Genomic DNA, 21,135 nt, shown 5'->3' on the forward strand with positions numbered 1-21,135 from the left:
AAAAACAGCAATCACAAACAGGTGTATGCTGTATATGTGTATGTCCGCAACTTATAATCCCCAGTGGTAAAAGTATTTTACTGCTGGGGATTTTTATGCCCTTTGGGGCTGTAAAGGGAGGACAATCACATGAAAATAATCAATATTGGAATTCTTGCCCATGTAGACGCTGGAAAGACGACCTTGACGGAGAGCCTGCTATATGCCAGCGGAGCCATTTCAGAACCGGGGAGCGTCGAAAAAGGGACAACGAGGACGGACACCATGTTTTTGGAGCGGCAGCGTGGGATTACCATTCAAGCGGCAGTCACTTCCTTCCAGTGGCACAGATGTAAAGTTAACATTGTGGATACGCCCGGCCACATGGATTTTTTGGCGGAGGTGTACCGCTCTTTGGCTGTTTTAGATGGGGCCATCTTGGTGATCTCCGCTAAAGATGGCGTGCAGGCCCAGACCCGTATTCTGTTCCATGCCCTGCGGAAAATGAACATTCCCACCGTTATCTTTATCAACAAGATCGACCAGGCTGGCGTTGATTTGCAGAGCGTGGTTCAGTCTGTTCGGGATAAGCTCTCCGCCGATATTATCATCAAGCAGACGGTGTCGCTGTCCCCGGAAATAGTCCTGGAGGAAAATACCGACATAGAAGCATGGGATGCGGTCATCGAAAATAACGATGAATTATTGGAAAAGTATATCGCAGGAGAACCAATCAGCCGGGAAAAACTTGCGCGGGAGGAACAGCAGCGGGTTCAAGACGCCTCCCTGTTCCCAGTCTATCATGGCAGCGCCAAAAATGGCCTTGGCATTCAACCGTTGATGGATGCGGTGACAGGGCTGTTCCAACCGATTGGGGAACAGGGGGGCGCCGCCCTATGCGGCAGCGTTTTCAAGGTTGAGTACACCGATTGCGGCCAGCGGCGTGTCTATCTACGGTTATACAGCGGAACGCTGCGCCTGCGGGATACGGTGGCCCTGGCCGGGAGAGAAAAGCTGAAAATCACAGAGATGCGTATTCCATCCAAAGGGGAAATTGTTCGGACAGACACCGCTTATCAGGGTGAAATTGTTATCCTTCCCAGCGACAGCGTGAGGTTAAACGATGTATTAGGGGACCAAACCCGGCTCCCTCGTAAAAGGTGGCGCGAGGACCCCCTCCCCATGCTGCGGACGACGATTGCGCCGAAAACGGCAGCGCAAAGAGAACGGCTGCTGGACGCTCTTACGCAACTTGCGGATACTGACCCGCTTTTGCGTTGCGAAGTGGATTCCATCACCCATGAGATCATTCTTTCTTTTTTGGGCCGGGTGCAGTTGGAGGTTGTTTCCGCTTTGCTGTCGGAAAAATACAAGCTTGAAACAGTGGTAAAGGAACCCTCCGTCATTTATATGGAGCGGCCGCTCAAAGCAGCCAGCCACACCATCCATATCGAGGTGCCGCCCAACCCGTTTTGGGCATCCATAGGACTGTCTGTTACACCACTCTCGCTTGGCTCCGGTGTACAATACGAGAGCCGGGTTTCGCTGGGATACTTGAACCAGAGTTTTCAAAACGCTGTCAGGGATGGTATCCGTTACGGGCTGGAGCAGGGCTTGTTCGGCTGGAACGTAACGGACTGTAAGATTTGCTTTGAATACGGGCTTTATTACAGTCCGGTCAGCACGCCGGCGGACTTCCGCTCATTGGCCCCGATTGTATTGGAACAGGCATTGAAGGAATCGGGGACGCAGCTGCTGGAACCTTATCTCTCCTTCATCCTCTATGCGCCCCAGGAATACCTTTCCAGGGCTTATCATGATGCACCGAAATACTGTGCCACCATCGAAACGGCCCAGGTAAAAAAGGATGAAGTTGTCTTTACTGGCGAGATTCCCGCCCGCTGTATACAGGCATACCGTACTGATCTGGCCTTTTACACCAACGGGCGGAGCGTATGCCTTACAGAGCTGAAAGGATATCAGGCCGCTGTCGGTCAGCCGGTCATCCAGCCCCGCCGTCCAAACAGCCGCCTGGACAAGGTGCGCCATATGTTTCAGAAGGTAATGTAAAGATACATAATCGTCAAGACGGCAACAATCAGAAGTTATGGAGGGTAACAATGGAATATAGTAAGGAAGATTTAATGGAAGCAAAAAAGCAAATTTGGGGAGTGGGAGAGAACATGGGAACAGAGGAAAGTAAAAAAATCTGGGAGGAGAACGCACAATTTTGGGATAATGCAATGGGTGACGAATCTAATGAATTTCACAGAGAGGTAGTGCGTCCCAAAGTAACGGAACTTCTATCTCCTAATCCTGCGGATTACATTTTGGATATTGCGTGTGGCAATGGAAATTATTCTTCGTATCTTGCACAAAGAGGCGCTTCGGTTGTCGCTTTTGATTACAGCAAAAAAATGATAGAATTGGCTAAAAGACGGCAATCACAATATGCAAAACAAATTGAATTTTGTGTGGCGGATGCGACCGATAGAAAAAGTATATTAGAATTAAAAAGAAATCGAGCCTTTACGAAAGCAGTTTCTAATATGGCAATTATGGATATTACGGATATTGAACCACTTCTTATGGCTGTTTATGAACTGTTGCAGGAAAGCGGAATTTTTGTCTTTGCAACGCAACACCCTTGTTTTGTCACGTTGACTGAAAAATATATGACACCGCACAGTTACTATGATATAGCGATTGAAGGGCAACCGAAAGAGCAGATTTATTATCATCGTTCCATACAAGATATTTTTAACCTTTGTTTTAGAGCTGGATTTGTCATTGATGGATTTTATGAAGAATGTTTTAAAACCAACAAAGAAATTCCTATGGTAATGATAGTAAGGCTTAAGAAGGTAAAACGTGATAGCTTAAAATAAATTCAAGTTGAGTTCCGCATGAAGCTTCAATACGATGGCGGATTGCAGGTCCTTGAAATAATAGTAGTCACGCACGAGATTGCGCAGGTCAATGATTGCGTCATCCGGGACAATGGAAGCCTTAAGGGAGGCATCCAGGCCGACTTTAGCAGCTTTTTTTGAATCAAATTTATCATTATGCAGTTTCCTGACGTTCATATTTGTGCTATTCTTAGTAATGATAGGATTAATGACGGCGCAGTCAAAACCCTTATCACGAAGGAAGCACAGGAGTGGGATGTGGTAGATCCCGGTGGATTCAAGGAAGCAGCGGCTTTCAAGAGAATACATCTCCTGGGCTTCCTTTATTTTTGAGATGGCAAGCTCACGGGACTGCGGATCAGAATGAATGATCTTAAAAGGCTTACCGATGAGGATGCCATTGGGGAGCATGATAGACATCCAGGTGAAGTCTGCGCCGACATCAAACCCGACAGAGAGATAGGGGATGCTTTCAGGCATCTTGAGTACTTTTTGATAGTGCATAGTAATATCCTTTCCGGCAGGCATCCAATTCCAAAGGGTGGATACACAACCTAGCGGCTTATACAGGTATAGCCTGAGGCTTCCCAACCAGCCAAAACATAAATCACCACCGAAAGGATTGACAGACTTTCTAAGAGGTATCGCCAGCCAGAAGGCCGGCTCCCAAGGAGGAAACGTCAATGATCCTGCCTTCAGTGATTATACCTCTATATTTTGTCTGGTGCATTAAGGAAACCTCAGACACGGTAAATATGTCCTATAACTTCTGATGGAGGGGGAACTCCTCCTTCCGTTATATCTATATAGATTTATTAGATTGGACTTTGTAACTATTAACCAGTAGTCGTTCTTGACTACACCATTATTATACTAGGAGGATGTAACTTCATGTTTGCTAAAAATTCAAAGGCATATTCTGTCTACCTGCTGTTCCGATTTGTCTGTTCCCTGGCGGTTTCTATGTCCACAGTGCTTTCCATCGTGTACCACCTGGAGGTGGTGCAGCTGGATGCTTTCCAGCTTGTCCTGGTAGGGACGGTTCTGGAGACCTCCTGCTTTCTGTTCGAGATACCCACCGGTGTGGTGGCGGATTTGTATAGCCGTCGGCGCTCGGTGCTGATTGGAATGTTCCTCTACGGCCTGGGCTTTCTGATGGAGGGTGCGCTACCGTGGTTCGCGCCGGTTCTGCTGGCCCAGGTTGTCTGGGGTTGCGGTGATACCTTCATCACCGGCGCTCTGGAGGCGTGGATTGCCTCGGAGGAAGAGGACAAACCCATAGACAAGGTGTTCCTGCGGGGCAGTCAAATGGGGCAAATCGGCGGCGTTCTGGGCGTGGTGCTGGGCACACTGCTGGGAAACATAAACCTGCAAATGCCTGTCATCTTGGGGGGCAGTTTGTGCTTGTTGTTGGGGCTGGTGATGGTTCGCATCATGCCAGAAACCAACTTCTCCCCTGCTATTGAGGAACGGCAGGGCTTGCTTAAAGACTTTGTCTGCCTGTTCAAGCTCAACCTGGGCTTTGTGAAAGGCGCACCTGTGTTGCTGGCGCTCTTAGCAATCACACTATGCGGGGGACTTGCCAGTGAAGGCTTTGACCGGCTCTCCACCGCTCATTTTCTGGATGACACGGTAATACCCGTTATCGGGCCGCTGAACAGCGTCACTTGGTTCGGTGTTATCAGTCTTATCGGCAACGGCTTAGGTATTCTGGCTTCTCAGTTGCTCATCGCCCGCATGGAGAAAAAAGGGACTGTCAGCCGAACCAGTGTGGTCATGTCCACCAGCGCCGGGTATATCCTGTGCCTGGTTCTCTTCGCGGTGGGGCGGAGCTTTTGGTTCATGTTGTTGGTGTTCCTGCTGGCGGGGCTTATGCGCACCATCAAGGAGCCTGTGCTGGCCGCCTGGATGAACGACCATGTGGATGAGAAAATGCGCGCCACAGTCTTTTCCACCAGCGGACAGCTGGACTCTTTCGGGCAGATCATCGGCGGGCCTATTGTGGGGCTGGTAGCCCAGCAGGTGTCCATACCCTGGGGGCTGGTCTGTACCGCTTTCCTGCTGTTGCCCGCGCTGTTCTTAGTGCCGGTGGCGGGAAAGAAGCGGGATTGATATGGCATAGTTAAGTTTACTGACGAGCGGGAGATTACTTCCGCTCGTCTTCATTTAGTAGCGCAAAATTTGAGGACTCTTTATTTCCTTATTCGGTATAGCGGAGGCGGCTGTCAATTCGACATAATTTTCTTGTGATACTTTACCGTACATGAGCATTGGCACCGGGGTTGTCATTACCATAACCCTCCAGCAGGTTGATCGCGCCCCAGATGCCAAGACCGGCACCGAGAGCGATGACGAGAGTCTGCAGTACTTCGACTGCACTGTTGAAAAATTCCATAATAAGTTCCTCCTCTTGCCCGCATCCGACAGGGGACAACGGACGGTTTGAAAATGAAAAAGTGATATATACAGCTCTTCTCCAGACCGCAGGTGCACCTGCAAGACGGAAAAGGGCATAAAAATAACCGAAACAGAGGATCGGTCTGTTTCGGTTATGTAAGTATTGTTTAGTTTGATAAACTGGAATTTGGTGTGTGCTTTATAAATTTTTTCCGATCCACTCAAGTTCGTTCATGGAATTCTTATTTTTTTCAAGTTCATCTCTGGCTGTTGCGTAATATGATTTTTTGAAAAGCATATCCCATGAAAGATATTTTGCCATACAGTCAAACTGCTTATCAATCAGCTCATACTGGATACTGCCTACGGGAGAACCACCTACAACAATCGTGCCAACTTTTTTGTTTTTTAACTGCAATCCACGGCAGTAGCACTTATCAATGATAAGTTTCAATTGTGCTGACATTCCCCACCAATAAACTGGTGTAGCAAAAAGAATCATATCTGCGGCAGCAATTTTATCAATTGTAGAATTTGTATCATCCTTATCGACGCATCCCTTAGAGCATTGACAGACACCACATCCCTTGCATGGTGCAATGTTGAGTTTGTCGGGCTCAATGATTTCAATTTTATTCTTTTCTGACGCTCCTTTTATAAATGCATTGATTGCTGCCAGCGTATTTCCTTTTCTGGCACTTCCATTAATGATTACAATTTTCATGCGTGTATCCTCCAACTCCCGATTTGTCACTTTGTCTATGCTACAAATTATATCATATTGCTTTTTGAAAAACCACTTCTATATGTAAAGGCAGCCCGAAGGCTGCCCCGGAAATAAATCTTTTCCTTATTTCTTCGTATCCTTAAAGCATGTGCTTTCTCAGTCAGAAGCAGGAGTGTTCTCCTTTTGCCCGTTTTAGACGGAACGCGGCTTATCAGCCTTTTTAATAGTAAAAGAAATGGAAATAAAGCGGAATACGCCATGAGGAGTACCTTTACCTGTCAATCTCGCAGGCATTAGCAGTGCGTCCGAAATTCTTGCCCGCGGTATCCTGTACTTTGCGGCCGGACAGATCCGACAGGACAGAGCCGCGGGCTTTCTCCTTATACGACTCCATCAGAGCCTTCAGCTCGGAGTTGGAAACGGTTCTGGTCTCGCGGTTCCAGACAGGCTTTCCGGCTTCGTCCATTCCGGTCTTCGTCATGCGGGAAAGACGGGTCGTGCCGTCCTCGGGGAGCTTCATCCAGACGCCTTTGCCAAACTGATTGTCGTGAATCATCCTCGGTGAGATCACGAAAGACTCCCACGGACGGGTATCGGACTTATCGGCGTTTGGGATTTTCACCTCGACCAACTCCTTGCCGTTCTTAGAGGTGAAGGGATCGCCAATCAGACCCCTGCCGAATTTAATCGTTACCTCGGTACGAGCTGCGGGTTTGTCGTTTTCCTGTACGAAGTCGGGAGACTCCGTTAAATTTTTGTTATCTGTCATGGCTGTTTACCTCCTGTTCTGATATGACGAAAAACTCATCGCTTGGGTGAAGTTTTGCCTGGGTATCGAGATATTTCTCAATATTAAAGGTGAGCTTTTTGTCAAAATCGGCTGTATATTTGTAATTCGGATGCTGCGTCAGATCGTATTTCTCTGACAGGAAAGGGCGGACACCGCGCAGCTGAAGAATACACCTGCTGCCCTCCATAACCGCGAGTTCATCGCGGCTCATCAGCTCCTTGCCCAGCTTCTGATAGTTCGTGCCGCAGCTTGGACTGCTGCCTCGGGTATCCGAGGTGTTGAAGGTATCGATTGTTTCCTTGCCGAGCGCTTCGGAGAGTTCTTTCAGCGTGGTCGGTTCGGAGCCGCCTAAGAATACCTGTGAGTCCATGTTGCCGATGATGGTGTCGGCATTGTCCTTGTAGATGGCTTTAAGCTGACTTCGTGCCTGCAGCACCAGACAGGCGCTGATTTCACGGGAACGGATGGTAGCAACCAGCTTTTCCAGATTGGGGATCTGACCGATGTTCGCCGCCTCGTCGATCAGACAGCGTACATGCACCGGAAGTCTGCCGCCGTAAACATCATCCGCTTTTTCACACAGCAGGTTGAACAGCTGCGTGTAGATCATGCTGATCAGGAAATTGAAGCTGCCGTCTGTATCGGACATCATCAGAAACAGGGCGGTTTTTTCATCTCCGAGCGTATCCAGCTCCAGTTCATCATACATGGTGATCTCCCGGACCTCCTGAATGTCGAACGGCGCAAGACGGGCACCGGCGGAAATCAGTATGCTCTTGAGTGTTTTGCCGGCAGCAAGCTTGAATTTTGCGTACTGCCGGACAGCAAAATGGTTCGGATTTTTCTTCTTCAGATCTTCAAACATCAGATCCACCGCGTTCTGAAAATCCTCGTCATCTTCACGGACTTCCATAGCGTTGATGAATTCGATGAGCGTGGCGAAGTTCTGTTCCTCCTTCGGCGCCTCATAGTGGATGTACCCGATGAGAGCACAGTAAAGCAGGATTTCTGCCTTCTCCCAGAACGGATCTCCGCCTTTGCCTTCACCCTTTGTGTTTGCCATGAGCGTTGTTGTCAGCTTCAGAATGTCCTTTTCGCTGTGCAGATAGGCAAACGGGTTAAAGTGCATGGACTTGTGGAAATTGATCGTGTTGAAAATCTTGATCCGATAGTTTGCATGCACAAAAGCATTTCCGACCTCGAGCAGGGTCGTACCTTTCGGGTCAGTGAGCACATAGGAACTGTGAAGCTGTAAAAGATTGGGCTTAATCCAGAACCGGGTCTTACCGGAACCGGAGCCGCCGACGATCAGAACATTCTTATTCCTTGCATTGGCCGGATTCTTCGGACGATTGCTCATCATCAGCCGCTCGGTTTTTGTGAGGATCACATTGTTCGCAAAAACAGGGTCGATGAAGGGTTCGATATCCTTTGCATTGCCCCAGCGGGCAGAGCCGTATTCGATGTTGTGCCGGAAATGCTTTGCGTTCTTTCCGCGGACATAGACGGCGGCCCGGAGACCTGCACCGCAAAGCAGTCCTATCAGCAGATCGACAGGGTGAAGGCTCGGAAGGGGACTGCGGAAGGCAGCTGCTGCCGTCTGGAAAAACGACAGCAGCTGTTCAGAAGCATTTGTGCCCTCCGTCATGCGCCACGCCTGCCCAAAATGGGTGCAGAACAGACCAAACAGAAGGTAGGGAAGTACCTTGAGCAGCAGCTTTTTCAGCTTTACAGTATCTATTCTCATCGGCTCTGCTCCCTCTGCTTGTCCCGGGATGTCACCTTCGTCGGGATGTTCTTCACCGCATCAATCAGCTTGCGGAGTTTGCTGAGCGTGCTCGGGCGCTTGCTTTTTGCGAGAACTTCTGCAGAGTAGGCGTTGAATGCCGCTGTCATGGCATCTGCGTCGCGCGCCTTGAAGAACACCAGATACTTCGGCGGAAACACGGATTTATCCTTTGTGATGGCGTAATCAACACCGTATTTGCGGGCGTATTTCTCGAATCCCTTGAGATCGGTCTGCGAAATATCAATGTTTGTTACGCCTTGATTTTGGCCAATCAACTGCTGAATGGTCTGCCTGCCGTCCGGCTTTTTGTTTTTCAGCGCCGCGTCATGGGATTTTCGTTTGATATAGGCAAGTCCCTTTGCGGCAAGGCGGATAATGCCGCGGGCGGTGAGCTTGGTCGTGCTGATTGCAAGGTTCACCGTCCGGTTTTCGATCTCCTCCTGCATGAGTCATCACCTCCTCCGCTGTCAGTACCATCAGCGGTCATCGTGGCTGGAATGGGTGAGCTTTGGCTCGTTCCTGTGCTCATCACGCGCCTGCAGTACGCTGTCGGGAATGGGGACCGCCGTAATGCTGTGGCCCATCTTGACGAAAGCCTCGGGCTGATGGAACAGCGCCTCGAACTTGTCAATCTGTTCCGCAGAGAGCGAGCAGAAATCCTCTTCGCCCAGACCAACGACCAGAAAAGAACCGGCAATCACATCGTAGATATGACCGTCCTCATCACGGAGCGCACGGTTTGCCGGAAGTCCGCGCAGTTTGCCCTCTTCGTTGCAGATTACGCCCACGCTGTCCTCGAACGGATAAACTGCCTCGATGTCGCCATCGACCGCATGCTGCAGGTCCTCGAGCGCTGAGCCAATCTGTATCACCTTGGGGTACGCATTCGGCTGAACGAGAAGAACGGTCATGGTGTCAGGCTTCGCAGCCTCGAACGGCTCTGCGTTTGCAACAGACTGCTCCATAGCCGACTGACGCGCTTCAAAGGTACGTGCGTTTTCGAAAATATGAGACTCGCAGTCATAGTGGAACACATTATCTGAAAGCCTTTCCTCGGGCGCGACCTCAGCTTGATTGATCGTGCGAACCATGTTCTCTAACTCGCTGAGTGACGGACTGGTGTCATCGGCAAGAAGCAGAACCTCGTGGATAGAGGAGGGGAGAACGTAGAAGCTGCCGCCCAGCGTTTCTGCTGCGTCGTCCAGAAAATGCGGATACTGAATAACACACGCGCCGTTCTGACCGTTCTCGATGCTTGCAACCCACATGGGAGACGGGTCTGTCTGCCCGGCCATGTTGCGAATCACTTCATTCATGTTGCGAAGCGTTGCCGGACAGCTGTGAGATGCCGCCTCCAGAGCATCATCGTGCAGCTGCGCGGCGGAAATGCCGTAAGCATCCAGCATTTTATTCGTTACGAGGATGCTGAAAAAAGTACGCTCGTTATGACCCATGTCAAAACGGTATGCAAGCGCCATATCCTCGATGTTCCTGTGCGGAATATCAGCCAGCAGGTCCTTGTTTTTAGCGGAAGGCACCAGCTGGAGGGTCAGCTTTTCCTTCATGCGCTCGTAATTCGTGAGCGCTTCCGTGTCAAACTGCGGCATCTGGGCGACCGCTTCCTTAATTTCGCGCTCGATCGCCTTCATCGGATTTCCGAGATAGAGATCATTGCGGAACCTGTCGAACAGCACTTCCAGATCCATGGTCAACGTGATGTCACCGCCGCTCGGATGAATGGCCATGCTGGTATAGGACTCGCCCTGCAGCTTGGGGACCTCCTGAACCTGGATGTCGTAGCCGGGAAAGCGGCGGCGCATCTCAGAAATAACCTGTGTCGTAAATTCATGGAAATTCATATAAATTCAGCCCTTTCTGATAATAAAAGGACTCCCCAAAATATTCGGAGAGCCCTTTGCGGTATAGTGTTTATCGTTCGTGTTCGCGGGATTTCTTTTTCTGCCACTGATCGAGCAGTTTGATGATGGTGTCCTGCATCTGCTGCGCGGTGTAGGATCGCGGAAAATATCGTCGCAGCTGCTCGTTCCGGAAGGTGACTCGTTCCAGATCGCCTTTCTTCACCTCGTTCATGATTTCCCTCGCGGCATCCATAGTGAAATTGCCTTCCTGCGCCAGCTTTTTCAGCCGCTGCGCCTGCGAAAGGGAAGGGGCAGCCTGCACTTCGTCCATCGCCTGTAAGAAGGTTTCCTGCTCCTCGGGAGAGAGGTAGGAAAGCTCCACGGCAGGATTGAAGGAGATCTGTTTGCAGTCAACCAGATCGAGAAGGTCGGGAACGAGGTTGGTGAGGCGAATATAGCGCTTTACATTGTCTTTGCTCATGCCTGCTGCTTTACCGATGATTTCTGTTGATAACTTCGGTGCAACTCGCACTGAAGTTAAATCAGAACGCTGGCCTTGATGACTTAGTGCTTCCAATTTCATTTTGAAAGCAAACGCCCTTTCGCTCGGCAGGATATTTTCTCGCTGGAGGTTGGAGTCTACCATCAGCACCGTTGCGGCATCATCATCCATATCCCTTACCAGAACCGGCACCTCAGAAAGCCCTGCCAGTTCAGCGGCATGAGCACGGCGGTGTCCGGAAATGATTTCGTATCCGCCATTATCGAGAGGTCTGGCAATCAGTGGAGTCAGGACACCGTATTCTGCGATGCTTTCGGTTGTTCGCAGCATAGCCTCATCATCGAGCACCTTAAACGGGTGGTTTTTGAAGGGAATCAGTTCACGAACAGGGATATTCTGCACGCACTCCAGCTGACTTTCTGCGCGGCTTTCGTCCGTTTCGAAGAGGTCATCGTAACTGGTCAAGCTGATGTTTTCGCCTTTTTTCGGCATTTTTGAGCACCTCTTTTGTCAAATTTCGATAAGCATCCGCGACCTTGCCGCCGGGGTCGTGCTTGAAGATGCTTACGCCCTCAGCGCTGATTTCGGCGGCGCGAATCGAGCGGGGAATGTCAGTGCTGAACACTTTCAGCCTGCCGCCGTAGGTCTCGCGAATGAGACTGCTGATTTCCTTCGCACAGTTGGTGCGCGAATCCACCATCGTCAGCAGGATTCCCTCGATTTTCAGCCTGGGGTTGATCTGACGCTTCATCTTGCTGACCGTCTGCAGCAGCTGCTCAAGACCCTTGGCAGACAAATAATTCGCCTGAACCGGAATAAGCACCTGATCAGCAGCGGCGAGCGCATTGATGGTAAGCATACCGATGGAGGGCATGCAGTCGAGTAATATAAAGTCATACTGCGATTTTACCGACTTTAAAACCTGCTTTAAGACAGTTTCGCGGCTTATTGCGTTTACGAGCGAGACTTCGAGGCCGGACAGCATGATGCTGGCAGGAATGAGGTCCACGCCTTCTGTGTGTGACAGAATGGTTTCTTCGGGGTTGACAGGCCGCTCCTGCATGACGTTCGTCATTAAATCGGTCAGCGTAACCGGAAGATCATCCGGCCGGGGATGCCCGAGGGCAATTGTGAGAGAGGCCTGCGGATCGGTAGCCACGAGCAGCACATGCTTGCCTTCTCTCGCAAGACCGATGCCCAGATTTTCGCAGGTCGTCGTTTTGCCGGTGCCGCCCTTTTGATTGGCGACGGCAATGATCGTTGCGGACATATTTATGCGCCTCCCTTGCCAGAAAATTTGTCGCGAGTCAGCGGCTTGCGGCGAAACACATTTTCCTTTAATTCATAGGGACAGCGGGCGAACTGACAGAAACGGAACTTAAAATCCGGGCGATAGTACAGACAGCGCGAGCAGCTGCCGGGCTTATCCCCAGACAAATTCTTCTTTGCGGATTTTGCCATCCGCTCGAAGCGGCGGAAACAATCGTCGTGTTTAGTCATTTGCGGCACCTTCCTTTGGTTTTGTATTTTTTGATGCGTTGAACTGCATCATCAAATCCTTATAGCAGGTCGCACTCACGCAGGAGCGGCCGGATGCGTAACAGCAGCCCTCGCATTTCTTCTGCTGCTCGGATTGAATGATTTCCGCTAAATAGTAGCAGTTTTCCTGCCCGAGAATGCAGGGAACCTTGCGGTTTTTCCAGAAAAAGCAGCTGCGGCAGGTCTCGGGCTTGTCGCTGTAATACTTGACTCCATCGATCAGAACGATGTGAGGTTTGACGTCTTTTTGCACGTTGGATGCCTCCATTCAAATGATTTTCGGATAAAATAAAAAAACCTGTGATGAAAATTTCACCACAGGGTTATGTTAAAAATGATATCAGACAGTCTCCTGCTAACAGCAGGGAACAGGCTGTCACACACCATTTATTAGCAGCTTTTTGTGTTCAAAACAACCGAAAATGGCGCGTGTTATTAGAAAAATCGCGGTTTTATTAGACGATTAGACAGAATTTTTGAAATTTGTTAGAGAAAAAGAACGCAGAAATATATCTTCTGCGTTCTTGATTGGCGTCCCAGGGGGGAGTCGAACCCTCGGCCCCATGCTTAGGAGGCATGTGCTCTATCCAACTGAGCTACTGAGACAGGTATTAAAAATAGTGTGATTTGCGTGGAATGCAGTGTTTAAAGGACGATTTTGTTGCGCGTCATATTTCACGTTTTTTCGCGGTCCAGAACGAGTAAACTTCAAAATCCATCCGTATCTTGATCTAACAACGGTCCGCGACCAGAGAAAATTCTCTGTGATAAAACACATGCTTAGGAGTATGGCATACCATGTGATACACGGTTCGGATGTAACTTCCAATATCATCCCTTACGCAGAATGACTTGCAGTAAACGAACTTTATAGTGCAAAACACCTATTCTGACGCAGTTTTATGTGTCCGTTGGGTGGTCCTATTAGCAAATTCTTAGCAAGAGGACATCCCGCCAAAGCTGATTGCTACTGCCATTCTTCACTCCCTTAGTCAAAATGACAAGGCAAATACATGGAGGTTACTATGGACAAGAAAGAGAAAAAGTCACTGCCGGAACCGCGCACATATACCGTAGAACAGATTGCGGCTATGCTAAACATCGGCCGCACAACCGCATATCAGCTCGTCAAGCAGGAGGAGTTCAGGATCGTCCGCATAGGCAATGCGATCCGCGTTTCCAAGAAATCTTTTGACGAGTGGCTGGAAAGTTTGGAATTGTGAATATCGCAAGAAACGCCGTAGGCTCAAAAAACCTATGGCGTTTCTATGTTACAAGCCTCGCTTTAGCTGATTGGATAAGGCAGAGTGTGTATAAGCGCCATTGGATTTTTCACAAGTTCTCCGACTCCATCCCAAACTTTGTGTAAACATCCAACAAGGTGTAGAATAGAAGCAGGATGACGGAGGTAATCACAATGGCAAGAAGGAAAAGAACCCCAGAAGAAAACACACGTCGCGAAAAAATTCGTGAGCTGCTGCAGCTGGCAAATGTAGGCAGCAAGAACAAGGACACGGATAACAGCCGGAACGGGCACAGCAGCAAAACCCTGCGCACCAGTTTGGGCGATGTAGAGGTATCTGTGCCGCGAGATCGCAAGAGCGAATTTGACCTCAAGGTGCTGAGGAAAAATCAGACCAACATCAGCCGGGACATCGAGGATATTTTCATTGCCTGTACGGATAATTTGACCGGTTTTTCTGCGGCAATTGAGGCGGTCTATCCCAAGACGGAAATCCAGAACTGCATCATCCATCAGCTTCGAAATTCCAGCAAATATGTCTCCTACAAGGATTTGAAGGTACCTATGGCTGACTTAAAAGCAGTCTACGCAGCGGTAGATGAACCGGCTGCTTTGGACGCGTTAGACACGTTTGCAGAACACTGGGACAAGAAATACCCCAAGATTTCTCAGTCGTGGAGGGATAACTGGGCAAATCTCAGCACTTATTTTAAGTTTCCTTAAGCACTTCGGCGGCTGATCTATACGACCAACACGATTGAAGGCTTTAACCGTCAGCTCAGGAAGGTAACCAAGTCGAAATCCGTGTTTCCGACCGATGACAGCCTTTTCAAAATGCTGTATCTGGCGATGATCGACATCACGAAAAAGTGGACCGGCCGCAGACAGGACTGGAGCATGATTCATGCCCAGCTGGCAATCTACTTCGAGGATCGGATGCCTGATTAACAACCCGGCTCAAAGGGCAAGGGGCGCTACGCCGCCGACGAGGCTCCAATGGACGAGGGTGCCCCTTGACTTCCGCCCCTGTTGGCGTTATGTTGTAGACAAGGTGGGCGCAGCCAGCGCCGCTCCCGCCTTGAAATATAAGTTCTATTGTACACCGCATTTTAGCGGTTACACAGAATTCGGGATAGGCCCTATTTTCCCGCGTTTTTGTTCTCGGTTTGTACTTCAAAAACCAATACAGTTCATCCATTTCCACGATCTTTGGTGTCTGTTTGGGCGCTGAATTCTCCTTGCAGCTGGCTTTTTTATCCAATTCATCACATTGGATTTGTTCATGTGCAGAATCTTTCCAACACTTCGTCCGCTGATCCCGCCATAGTACATCTTTAGTGCCAGTTTTCGGGTTTCTTCCGGATACGTGTGCTGTTTAGGGTTTATTGTGTAGTATTTGCCGCACTCCTTACATTTGCAGCGTTGACTTCCTGACCCATTATATCCTGCTCGTACCTGATTTTCAGTTTTTCCACATACCGGGCATTTCTTCCATGCCTCTACTGTCATCTTTTTCATAGCTCTATTTTACCACTATATCTTTCATTTGGACACTCTTGCTGTTTGAGAATCCTGTTTCGGTCCGGTGACGCCCAAAGTGCCCGGATCGATCCTGCAGCTGCATAATGATGCGATCATTATCGCAGATGAGGCAGCGCTCAGCCTGTGCGGTGACTTTATCTGATTTCTGATCATATCAGCGGCGGTATCACCGCCTCGAAACCCGAAGTGCAGTTTTGTCTCCTTCTGTGCTTTGGGTTTTGCTGATTTTTCGCAAGGAAGGTGCGGTATGGCTCGTGTTACCGATATGACACATGGCCGTCCGATACGACTGATTCTGCTGTTTTCCCTGCCGCTGATGCTGGGAAGTGTATTTCAGCAGTTGTATACCATTGTAGATACGATTATTATTGGACGTGGTGTCGGTATGCAGGCGCTGGCGTCCATCGGTGCGGCGGATTGGATCAACTGGCTGGTTTTATGGGGACTGCAGGGCTTTACAATCCTCGCAGCACAGGAGTTCGGCGCGGGCGCATACGACCGGCTGCGTCGTGTACTGGCTATGATCGTTAAACTGTCGTGCTGGTTCGGCATTGCGGTGACGATCATCAGCCTGCTGCTGGTAAGGCCGCTGCTCACGTTGCTGCACACCGATCCCGCAGTGTTCGGTGGAGCACAGACATACTTATATGTGCAGTTCGGCGGCTCACTCATCATTATTGCATACAATATGGCGGCGGCCGTGCTGCGCTGTCTGGGCGACAGCAGAACGCCGCTGCTCGCGATTCTCGCGGCGAGCTTTGCTAATATTGCACTCGACCTGCTGTTCGTGATGGGGGTTGGCTGGGGTATTTTCGGGGCTTCGTTCGCAACCGTACTGGCACAGCTGATTGCGTTTCTGTTGTGTCTGCGGTCATTGCGACGGCTGCCGTTCGTTCAGCTGGCCAAAGCCGACTGGAAAACCGACCCTGCCATTTTGCTGCACTTGTGCCGCCTTGGCATTCCGACTGGTCTGCAGATGAGCATGATCACACTGGGCGGCATGGTGCTGCAGTCCGTATTGAACGGCTTCGGCGTGGTGTTCGTAGCGGGCTATACGGCGGCAAATAAGCTGTATGGCATACTCGAAAGTGCATCGGTGGCGTTTGGCTATGCCATGACAGCTTATATGGGTCAGAACCGTGGGGCACGCAATGCCGCGCGCATTGATGCGGGCATTCGGGCGGTGCTGGTACTTTCTATAGGATTTACTGCCGCTATTGTGGCGACCATGCTGCTGGCTGGCAAGCCGCTGCTGGGACTGTTCCTCTCGACTGAGGAAGCGGGCGCAGCGGATGCGCTTGCGGTGGCACACCGGTATCTTATGGTGCTGATGGCATTTCTGCTTGCGTTGTTCGTGCTGCAGGCGTATCGCTCCTCTATGCAGGGTCTGGGTGAAATGACTGTGCCGACGCTCTCTGGCTTTGCAGAAATGCTTATGCGCATGGGCGCGGCACTCGTGCTGCCGGTTTTCATTGGAAAGAGCGGTGTGTTTTTCGCGGAAGGCGCAGCATGGGTGTGTGCGGCGGCACTCAATCTGGTCTGGTATTATATCCGGGTTGGGAAGATCAAGCGGGAGATGATGCAATAGCCTCTCGATCGAAACTGCACTTTTGATCGAAGCTCGATGAAAAGCCTTCGCGCCCTGCGGGCGCGAAGGCTTTTCGACAAACCAAAAGACAGCGAGAGCTGTCTTTTTTGTTTGCAGAGCGGGTGATCGGTCTGGTCAGCCCTGCTCCTTTACGGAACAGCGCAGGGAAAACGACAAAAGGATGCCCTGCGCACGCATTGCGATACGCAGGGCATGAAAAAATGGGAATAGATTCAGGCAGAAACCATTTAGTAGATGGACGGCTTTTCCATCAGCTCGATCGCTTCCGGCTTGCCGGTCTGGCGGGAGAGAATGAGTGCATCGCCGGTGACACAGGCAACGTAGCCATCCCATGCGGACGGACCGTCCGGTGCACCGTTCAGCAGAGCCTTGGCCCATGCATCGAACTCAATGTCATACGCTTCGATAAAACGCTGCGACCAGTCGGTCATGATCGGGAAGCTGCAGGCTGCGCCCGAGCGCTTGACCACAGCCGACGGATCGGGCAGGCTGACCGTGCCGTTCTCACCGACTACCTGACACTGGATATCATAGGCATATGCGCCGTCGGTCTGTACCTCTACATCGATGCGCTGTCCCGAACGGGTGGTCAGCATCATGATCTGCGGGTTGAGCCAGTCCCCCTGCGTGTTTTTGCTTTGACGGACTGCCAGCACCTGCGCCTCAGCGTATTCATCGTCCAGCAGCCAGCGGGAAATATCAATTTCGTGAATTGCAACACGCGTTACTGCGTAGTCGGTCGCAAAGCCGGGCGCCTGCGACATATTACGATGGCACGAGTGGATCATCAGCGGAGCGCCGATCTCTCCGGACTCGATCGCTTGCTTCATGGCAGCATAGCCGCGGTCATAACGGCGCATGAAGCCGACCTGCACCAGCCGTCTGCCGCCTGCAACCTCTGCGCGGATGATCTCCTCACATTCCTGTGCGGTCTGCGCCAGCGGCTTTTCGCAGAATACGAATTTGCCCGCCTTGATGCATTCGAGCACATAGCCCGCATGGGACGGGTCTGCGGATGTGACGAGCACAGCATCTACTTCGGGGAGTGCGATCAGTTCTTCGCCGGTGGCGCAGCAGGTGATGCCGTACTGCTCTGCAACCGCTTGCGCAGACGGCTGATAATAATCCGCAACGGCAACCACGCGCGTTTCGGGAATCGTGTTCATCAGGCGTGCGATATGCTGTCTGCCGATCGCACCGCAGCCGATGACACCGACTTTGATTTCTTTGCTCATGTCAGAGTCCTCCTTCCGGTCTCTTGGGAAACAGAATGAATGGCGGTACCGGGCGGACAGATGCGTTCTCTGCCCGCCCCGTGATGCAACGATGATTATTCGTTCACCAGCATTTCGCCGGTTTCAAAGGATTCCTTGCAGCGGTATGCCGCCTGAGAAACCTTGGTGCCGTCGTAAACGGTGACACCGGGCTTGCGGCCCTCGTTGATGCAGGATACGAACTCCTGGATCTCATTGATATAGGCCTGATGCCAGCGGCTGAGGAAGTCCGGATAGTACTCCTCGCGTGCGCCGGAGCCGTCTACAATCTGAAGCAGGTTCTTTGCGCCGACATTTGCAATGCGCAGCGTGCCGTGCGTGCCGATGATCTCGGTTTCTACGTTGCAGCCTGCACCGTGGGTGCGGTTGGTGAACATGAAGCCCATTGCGCCGTTGTCCAGCTGTACGGTTGCGCAGCAGTTATCTGCGTCGTTCAGCTCACGGTACAGGTCAAACTCGAATACGCCGCCGATCGCCCAGACGCGCTTGACCTCTGCGCCGGTAAACCAGCGGATCAGGTCGAGGTCATGCACGCACATATCCAGATACTGGCCGCCGGAGTGCGGTGCAAACTTGAGCGTACCCTCGATGGTGGTGCGGGGGTCCTGCGTGTAGGAGCGGACGAGAACGACCTTGCCGATGTCGCCTGCATCGATGCGGCGCTTGGCCTCTGCGTAGGAATCATCAAAGCGGCGCATGAAGCCGAGCATGAACACCTTGTCCGGATGGGCTTCCACAGCCTTTTCTGCCAACTTGCACTTTTCAACCGTCGTGTCGAGCGGCTTGTCGCAGAAGCAGTGCTTGCCTGCATCCAGTGCGAGCTTGATGTGCTCGGCATGGAACATGGAGGGCGAAACGACAACGATCGCATCCAGATCCGGGTTCTTGACCATCTCAGCTACGTCCGTGTAGGTGTAGGGAACGTTCAGCTCTTCGGCTACCTGTGCTACGCGCTCTGCGTCCGTGTCGCAGATGGCGGTCAGCTCTGCGCCGGTGACATAGTTTGCGATATTCTTTGCGTGCTCATAGCCCAGACGACCCAGACCGACCGAACCGATTTTTAAAGTTTTTGCCATGGTAACAGCATCCTTTCTTTGTTTACAGAGATTTCAGTATGTTTTTTGTTGGTGTTTTAGGTTGCCGCCTGTGCACCGCTGTGAAAAACGGTCAGCGGTGCGGGCGGCTCTATCTCATCACCCGGCAAGACCGAGAGGAGAGAACAGCAGGTAAACGCAGCACATCAGGCACAGTGCGCCGATGGCAGCAATCTTGCGGTATTTCCACGGTGTCAGATCGACAGCGCCGACATCCTGCATGACGTACGGCGTTGCACGCGGGCTGATCTTGCCGATCAGCAGCATGACCGCAACATTCAGTACGAACAGTACCGCAAGAACGTACAGGTAGTGCACATTCTGGAGTGCAGGGATGAATTTGGAAATGGAGTACAGAACAACGTGCATCACGATCGATACCTTGGCGGCACGAGCGGGAACGTTTCTGGTGAACAGACCGACGATGACCGCCGCCAGAATCGGCACGTTGAAGAATCCGAAGCAGGACTGGAGGAAGTCATACAGACCGGAGGGAGCAAAGCTGACGACCGGTGCCACGCAGATCGAAACGATGGCAAGCACGGTGCCGAAGATTTTGCCGATGCGAACCAGCTGTGCGTCCGTTGCCTGCGGATTGAACAGCGGGCGGTGAATATCCAGCGTGTACAGCGTGACCGAAGAATTGAGCGCCGAGTTAAAGGACGACAGGATCGCACCGAACAGCACGGCTGCGAAGAAGCCGAGCAGCGGCTTGGGCAGGACGTTCAGGATGAGCGTCGGATAGGCAAGGTCGCCGTTCTGTGCCAGATTTGCGATGTGCTCCGCGGAGAAGAAGCCCTCGGCGGGGTCCATCGACATACGGTAGCAGATCAGGCCGCAGATGGTGATGAAGAACGGGCCGCAGCACTTGAGGAAGCCTGCAAAGATCGCACCGCGCTGTGCTTCACACAGGTTCTTTGCACCCAGCGTTCGCTGAATGATCGCCTGATTGGTACACCAGTAGAACATATTGTTGACGACCATGCCGGTAAAGAGCACCGGCCATGGGATCATCGGCGCCATTGCGTTGACCGGATTGATGGCGTTGAACTTTTCTGCCGGTACGACCGAGATCAGATCGCGCAGACCGGCGAGGAAGTGGTCATTGCCGAGCAGCAGCAGACCGAAGATCGGGATCATAAAGCCGCCGATGATCAGTCCGATGCCGTTGATGGTATCCGATACCGCAACCGCCTTCAGGCCGCCGAAGATGGCGTAGCAGGCGCCGACGATACCGATGGCAACAGCTGTGATGATAACACCCTGCATCTGCGATACACCCATGCGCTTATCGACCTCGAAGATCTGGTTGAATACCAGTGCGCCCGAATACAGAACGGTCGGCAGATAGGTGAGCAGGTAGCCGAGCAGGAACATGATGGAAACGATACGCTTGGTTGTGCTGTCGTAGCGGTTTTCGAGGAATTCCGGTACGGTAGTCAGTCCCATCTTGAGATAGCGCGGCAGGAATACCAGCGCCAGAATGACAAGTGCTGCTGCTGAGGTGACTTCCCAGGCGATCGGTCCCATGTTGGTTGAAAAGCTCTGGCCGGTCTGACCGATCAGCTGCTCGGTGGAAAGGTTGGTCAGCATCAGGGAGCCGGCGATTACCGGTCCGGTCAGGCTGCGGCCTGCAAGGAAATAACCGTCCTGTGTACTCAGGTCATCGTCGCGCGTGCGCCACCATGCAATGACAGCGACGAGCGCAGTGAACGCAATGAAGGTTACAGCAGTAAAAAGCATATGTTGATCTCTCCTTCTTTCTCTACAATTTTACGCTTTATTATTTTGTGCTTACTCTTTTCGCCGCCTCGCAGTCTTTCTCAGGAAAATTTTATAGGCGCTTGCGACTGCGTATTTGTTTGGGGTCCTCCTTTCCGCT

At 51.4% G+C, this 21,135-nt stretch carries 18 protein-coding genes, 1 tRNA gene and 4 pseudogenes; 8 read left to right on the top strand and 15 right to left on the bottom strand.

What is annotated here, in order from left to right; translation table 11 throughout:
* Positions 1-129 precede the first annotated feature (129 nt).
* Complete coding sequence (tet(W), locus tag PGY33_RS07215) at positions 130-2,049, top strand: tetracycline resistance ribosomal protection protein Tet(W) (RefSeq protein ID WP_002586627.1); 1,920 nt, start codon at positions 130-132, stop codon at positions 2,047-2,049.
* A gap of 50 nt (positions 2,050-2,099) precedes the next feature.
* Positions 2,100-2,867 carry a class I SAM-dependent methyltransferase gene (locus PGY33_RS07220; protein ID WP_002586626.1) on the top strand — a complete coding sequence of 256 codons (768 nt, stop codon included), beginning with the start codon at positions 2,100-2,102 and terminating at the stop codon, positions 2,865-2,867.
* On the opposite strand, the gene PGY33_RS07225 is transcribed toward PGY33_RS07220, so the two are convergent.
* Positions 2,859-3,572 carry an IS110 family transposase gene (locus PGY33_RS07225; protein ID WP_330674035.1) on the bottom strand — a complete coding sequence of 238 codons (714 nt, stop codon included), beginning with the start codon at positions 3,570-3,572 and terminating at the stop codon, positions 2,859-2,861. The two genes, PGY33_RS07220 and PGY33_RS07225, sit on opposite strands and share 9 nt — an antisense overlap.
* 207 nt (positions 3,573-3,779) lie before the next feature.
* On the opposite strand from PGY33_RS07225, the gene tet(40) reads away from it, so the two are divergent.
* On the top strand, positions 3,780-5,000 hold the full coding sequence (tet(40), locus tag PGY33_RS07230) for a tetracycline efflux MFS transporter Tet(40) (protein ID WP_024407615.1): 1,221 nt from the start codon (positions 3,780-3,782) through the stop codon (positions 4,998-5,000).
* 154 nt (positions 5,001-5,154) lie between these two features.
* Here tet(40) and PGY33_RS07235 read toward each other — a convergent pair.
* The 11 genes and pseudogenes from PGY33_RS07235 to PGY33_RS07290 all read right to left on the bottom strand — a co-directional run.
* Positions 5,155-5,283: pseudogene (locus tag PGY33_RS07235) on the bottom strand (Maff2 family mobile element protein); the annotation flags it as partial.
* A gap of 201 nt (positions 5,284-5,484) precedes the next feature.
* Positions 5,485-6,009: a flavodoxin family protein gene (locus tag PGY33_RS07240; RefSeq protein WP_118753559.1), complete on the bottom strand. Its 525-nt coding sequence runs from the start codon at positions 6,007-6,009 to the stop codon at positions 5,485-5,487.
* A 274-nt stretch (positions 6,010-6,283) separates the two neighbouring features.
* On the bottom strand, positions 6,284-6,781 hold the full coding sequence (locus tag PGY33_RS07250; protein WP_199679700.1) for a hypothetical protein: 498 nt from the start codon (positions 6,779-6,781) through the stop codon (positions 6,284-6,286).
* Positions 6,771-8,549, bottom strand: coding sequence for a VirD4-like conjugal transfer protein, CD1115 family (locus PGY33_RS07255; RefSeq protein ID WP_118753558.1), 1,779 nt, complete (start codon positions 8,547-8,549; stop codon positions 6,771-6,773). The genes PGY33_RS07250 and PGY33_RS07255 overlap by 11 nt, the downstream gene beginning before the upstream one ends.
* Positions 8,546-9,037 (bottom strand): PcfB family protein, encoded by a 492-nt coding sequence (locus tag PGY33_RS07260; RefSeq protein ID WP_118753557.1) that lies wholly within the window; start codon positions 9,035-9,037, stop codon positions 8,546-8,548. Before PGY33_RS07260 ends, PGY33_RS07255 begins: the two co-directional genes overlap by 4 nt.
* Before the next feature lie 30 nt (positions 9,038-9,067).
* Positions 9,068-10,450, bottom strand: a complete 1,383-nt coding sequence (locus tag PGY33_RS07265; protein ID WP_270477903.1) for a DUF5688 family protein — start codon at positions 10,448-10,450, stop codon at positions 9,068-9,070.
* Positions 10,451-10,520: 70 nt separating this feature from the next.
* Positions 10,521-11,444: a ParB/RepB/Spo0J family partition protein gene (locus tag PGY33_RS07270; RefSeq protein WP_270477905.1), complete on the bottom strand. Its 924-nt coding sequence runs from the start codon at positions 11,442-11,444 to the stop codon at positions 10,521-10,523.
* Positions 11,401-12,222 carry a ParA family protein gene (locus PGY33_RS07275; RefSeq protein WP_270477909.1) on the bottom strand — a complete coding sequence of 274 codons (822 nt, stop codon included), beginning with the start codon at positions 12,220-12,222 and terminating at the stop codon, positions 11,401-11,403. The genes PGY33_RS07270 and PGY33_RS07275 overlap by 44 nt, the downstream gene beginning before the upstream one ends.
* Before the next feature lie 2 nt (positions 12,223-12,224).
* On the bottom strand, positions 12,225-12,452 hold the full coding sequence (locus PGY33_RS07280) for a hypothetical protein (protein ID WP_270477911.1): 228 nt from the start codon (positions 12,450-12,452) through the stop codon (positions 12,225-12,227).
* The gene (locus PGY33_RS07285; RefSeq protein WP_227600687.1) at positions 12,445-12,744 is read right to left on the bottom strand and encodes a hypothetical protein; all 300 of its coding nucleotides are present in this window, start codon (positions 12,742-12,744) and stop codon (positions 12,445-12,447) included. Before PGY33_RS07285 ends, PGY33_RS07280 begins: the two co-directional genes overlap by 8 nt.
* 276 nt (positions 12,745-13,020) lie before the next feature.
* Positions 13,021-13,097, bottom strand: a tRNA-Arg gene (locus PGY33_RS07290).
* 419 nt (positions 13,098-13,516) lie between these two features.
* On the opposite strand from PGY33_RS07290, the gene PGY33_RS07295 reads away from it, so the two are divergent.
* The 5 genes and pseudogenes from PGY33_RS07295 (at position 13,517) to PGY33_RS07310 (ending at position 16,864) form a co-directional block, all read left to right on the top strand.
* The gene (locus tag PGY33_RS07295; RefSeq protein WP_114000934.1) at positions 13,517-13,714 is read left to right on the top strand and encodes a helix-turn-helix domain-containing protein; all 198 of its coding nucleotides are present in this window, start codon (positions 13,517-13,519) and stop codon (positions 13,712-13,714) included.
* A gap of 194 nt (positions 13,715-13,908) precedes the next feature.
* Positions 13,909-14,115: pseudogene (locus PGY33_RS14485) on the top strand (transposase); the annotation flags it as partial.
* A pseudogene (locus PGY33_RS07300) lies at positions 14,110-14,682 on the top strand (IS256 family transposase). The pseudogenes PGY33_RS14485 and PGY33_RS07300, both read left to right, overlap by 6 nt.
* A 619-nt stretch (positions 14,683-15,301) precedes the next feature.
* Positions 15,302-15,418: pseudogene (locus PGY33_RS07305) on the top strand (glucosamine-6-phosphate deaminase); the annotation flags it as partial.
* Positions 15,419-15,523: 105 nt separating this feature from the next.
* Positions 15,524-16,864 (top strand): MATE family efflux transporter, encoded by a 1,341-nt coding sequence (locus tag PGY33_RS07310; protein ID WP_270477914.1) that lies wholly within the window; start codon positions 15,524-15,526, stop codon positions 16,862-16,864.
* A gap of 248 nt (positions 16,865-17,112) precedes the next feature.
* Here PGY33_RS07310 and PGY33_RS07315 read toward each other — a convergent pair whose 3' ends face one another.
* The 3 genes from PGY33_RS07315 to PGY33_RS07325 form a co-directional block, all read right to left on the bottom strand.
* Positions 17,113-18,120 (bottom strand): Gfo/Idh/MocA family oxidoreductase, encoded by a 1,008-nt coding sequence (locus tag PGY33_RS07315; RefSeq protein ID WP_270477916.1) that lies wholly within the window; start codon positions 18,118-18,120, stop codon positions 17,113-17,115.
* A 95-nt stretch (positions 18,121-18,215) separates the two neighbouring features.
* The gene (locus tag PGY33_RS07320; protein ID WP_118360166.1) at positions 18,216-19,235 is read right to left on the bottom strand and encodes a Gfo/Idh/MocA family oxidoreductase; all 1,020 of its coding nucleotides are present in this window, start codon (positions 19,233-19,235) and stop codon (positions 18,216-18,218) included.
* Positions 19,236-19,352: 117 nt separating this feature from the next.
* Entirely contained in the window at positions 19,353-20,996 is a 1,644-nt protein-coding gene (locus PGY33_RS07325) for a solute:sodium symporter family transporter (protein ID WP_270477919.1), read from the bottom strand.
* Positions 20,997-21,135 lie beyond the last annotated feature (139 nt).

The organism is Butyricicoccus sp. AF18-9LB, assembly GCF_027684505.1.
Taxonomy (GTDB): Bacteria; Bacillota; Clostridia; order Oscillospirales; family Butyricicoccaceae; genus Agathobaculum; species Agathobaculum butyriciproducens.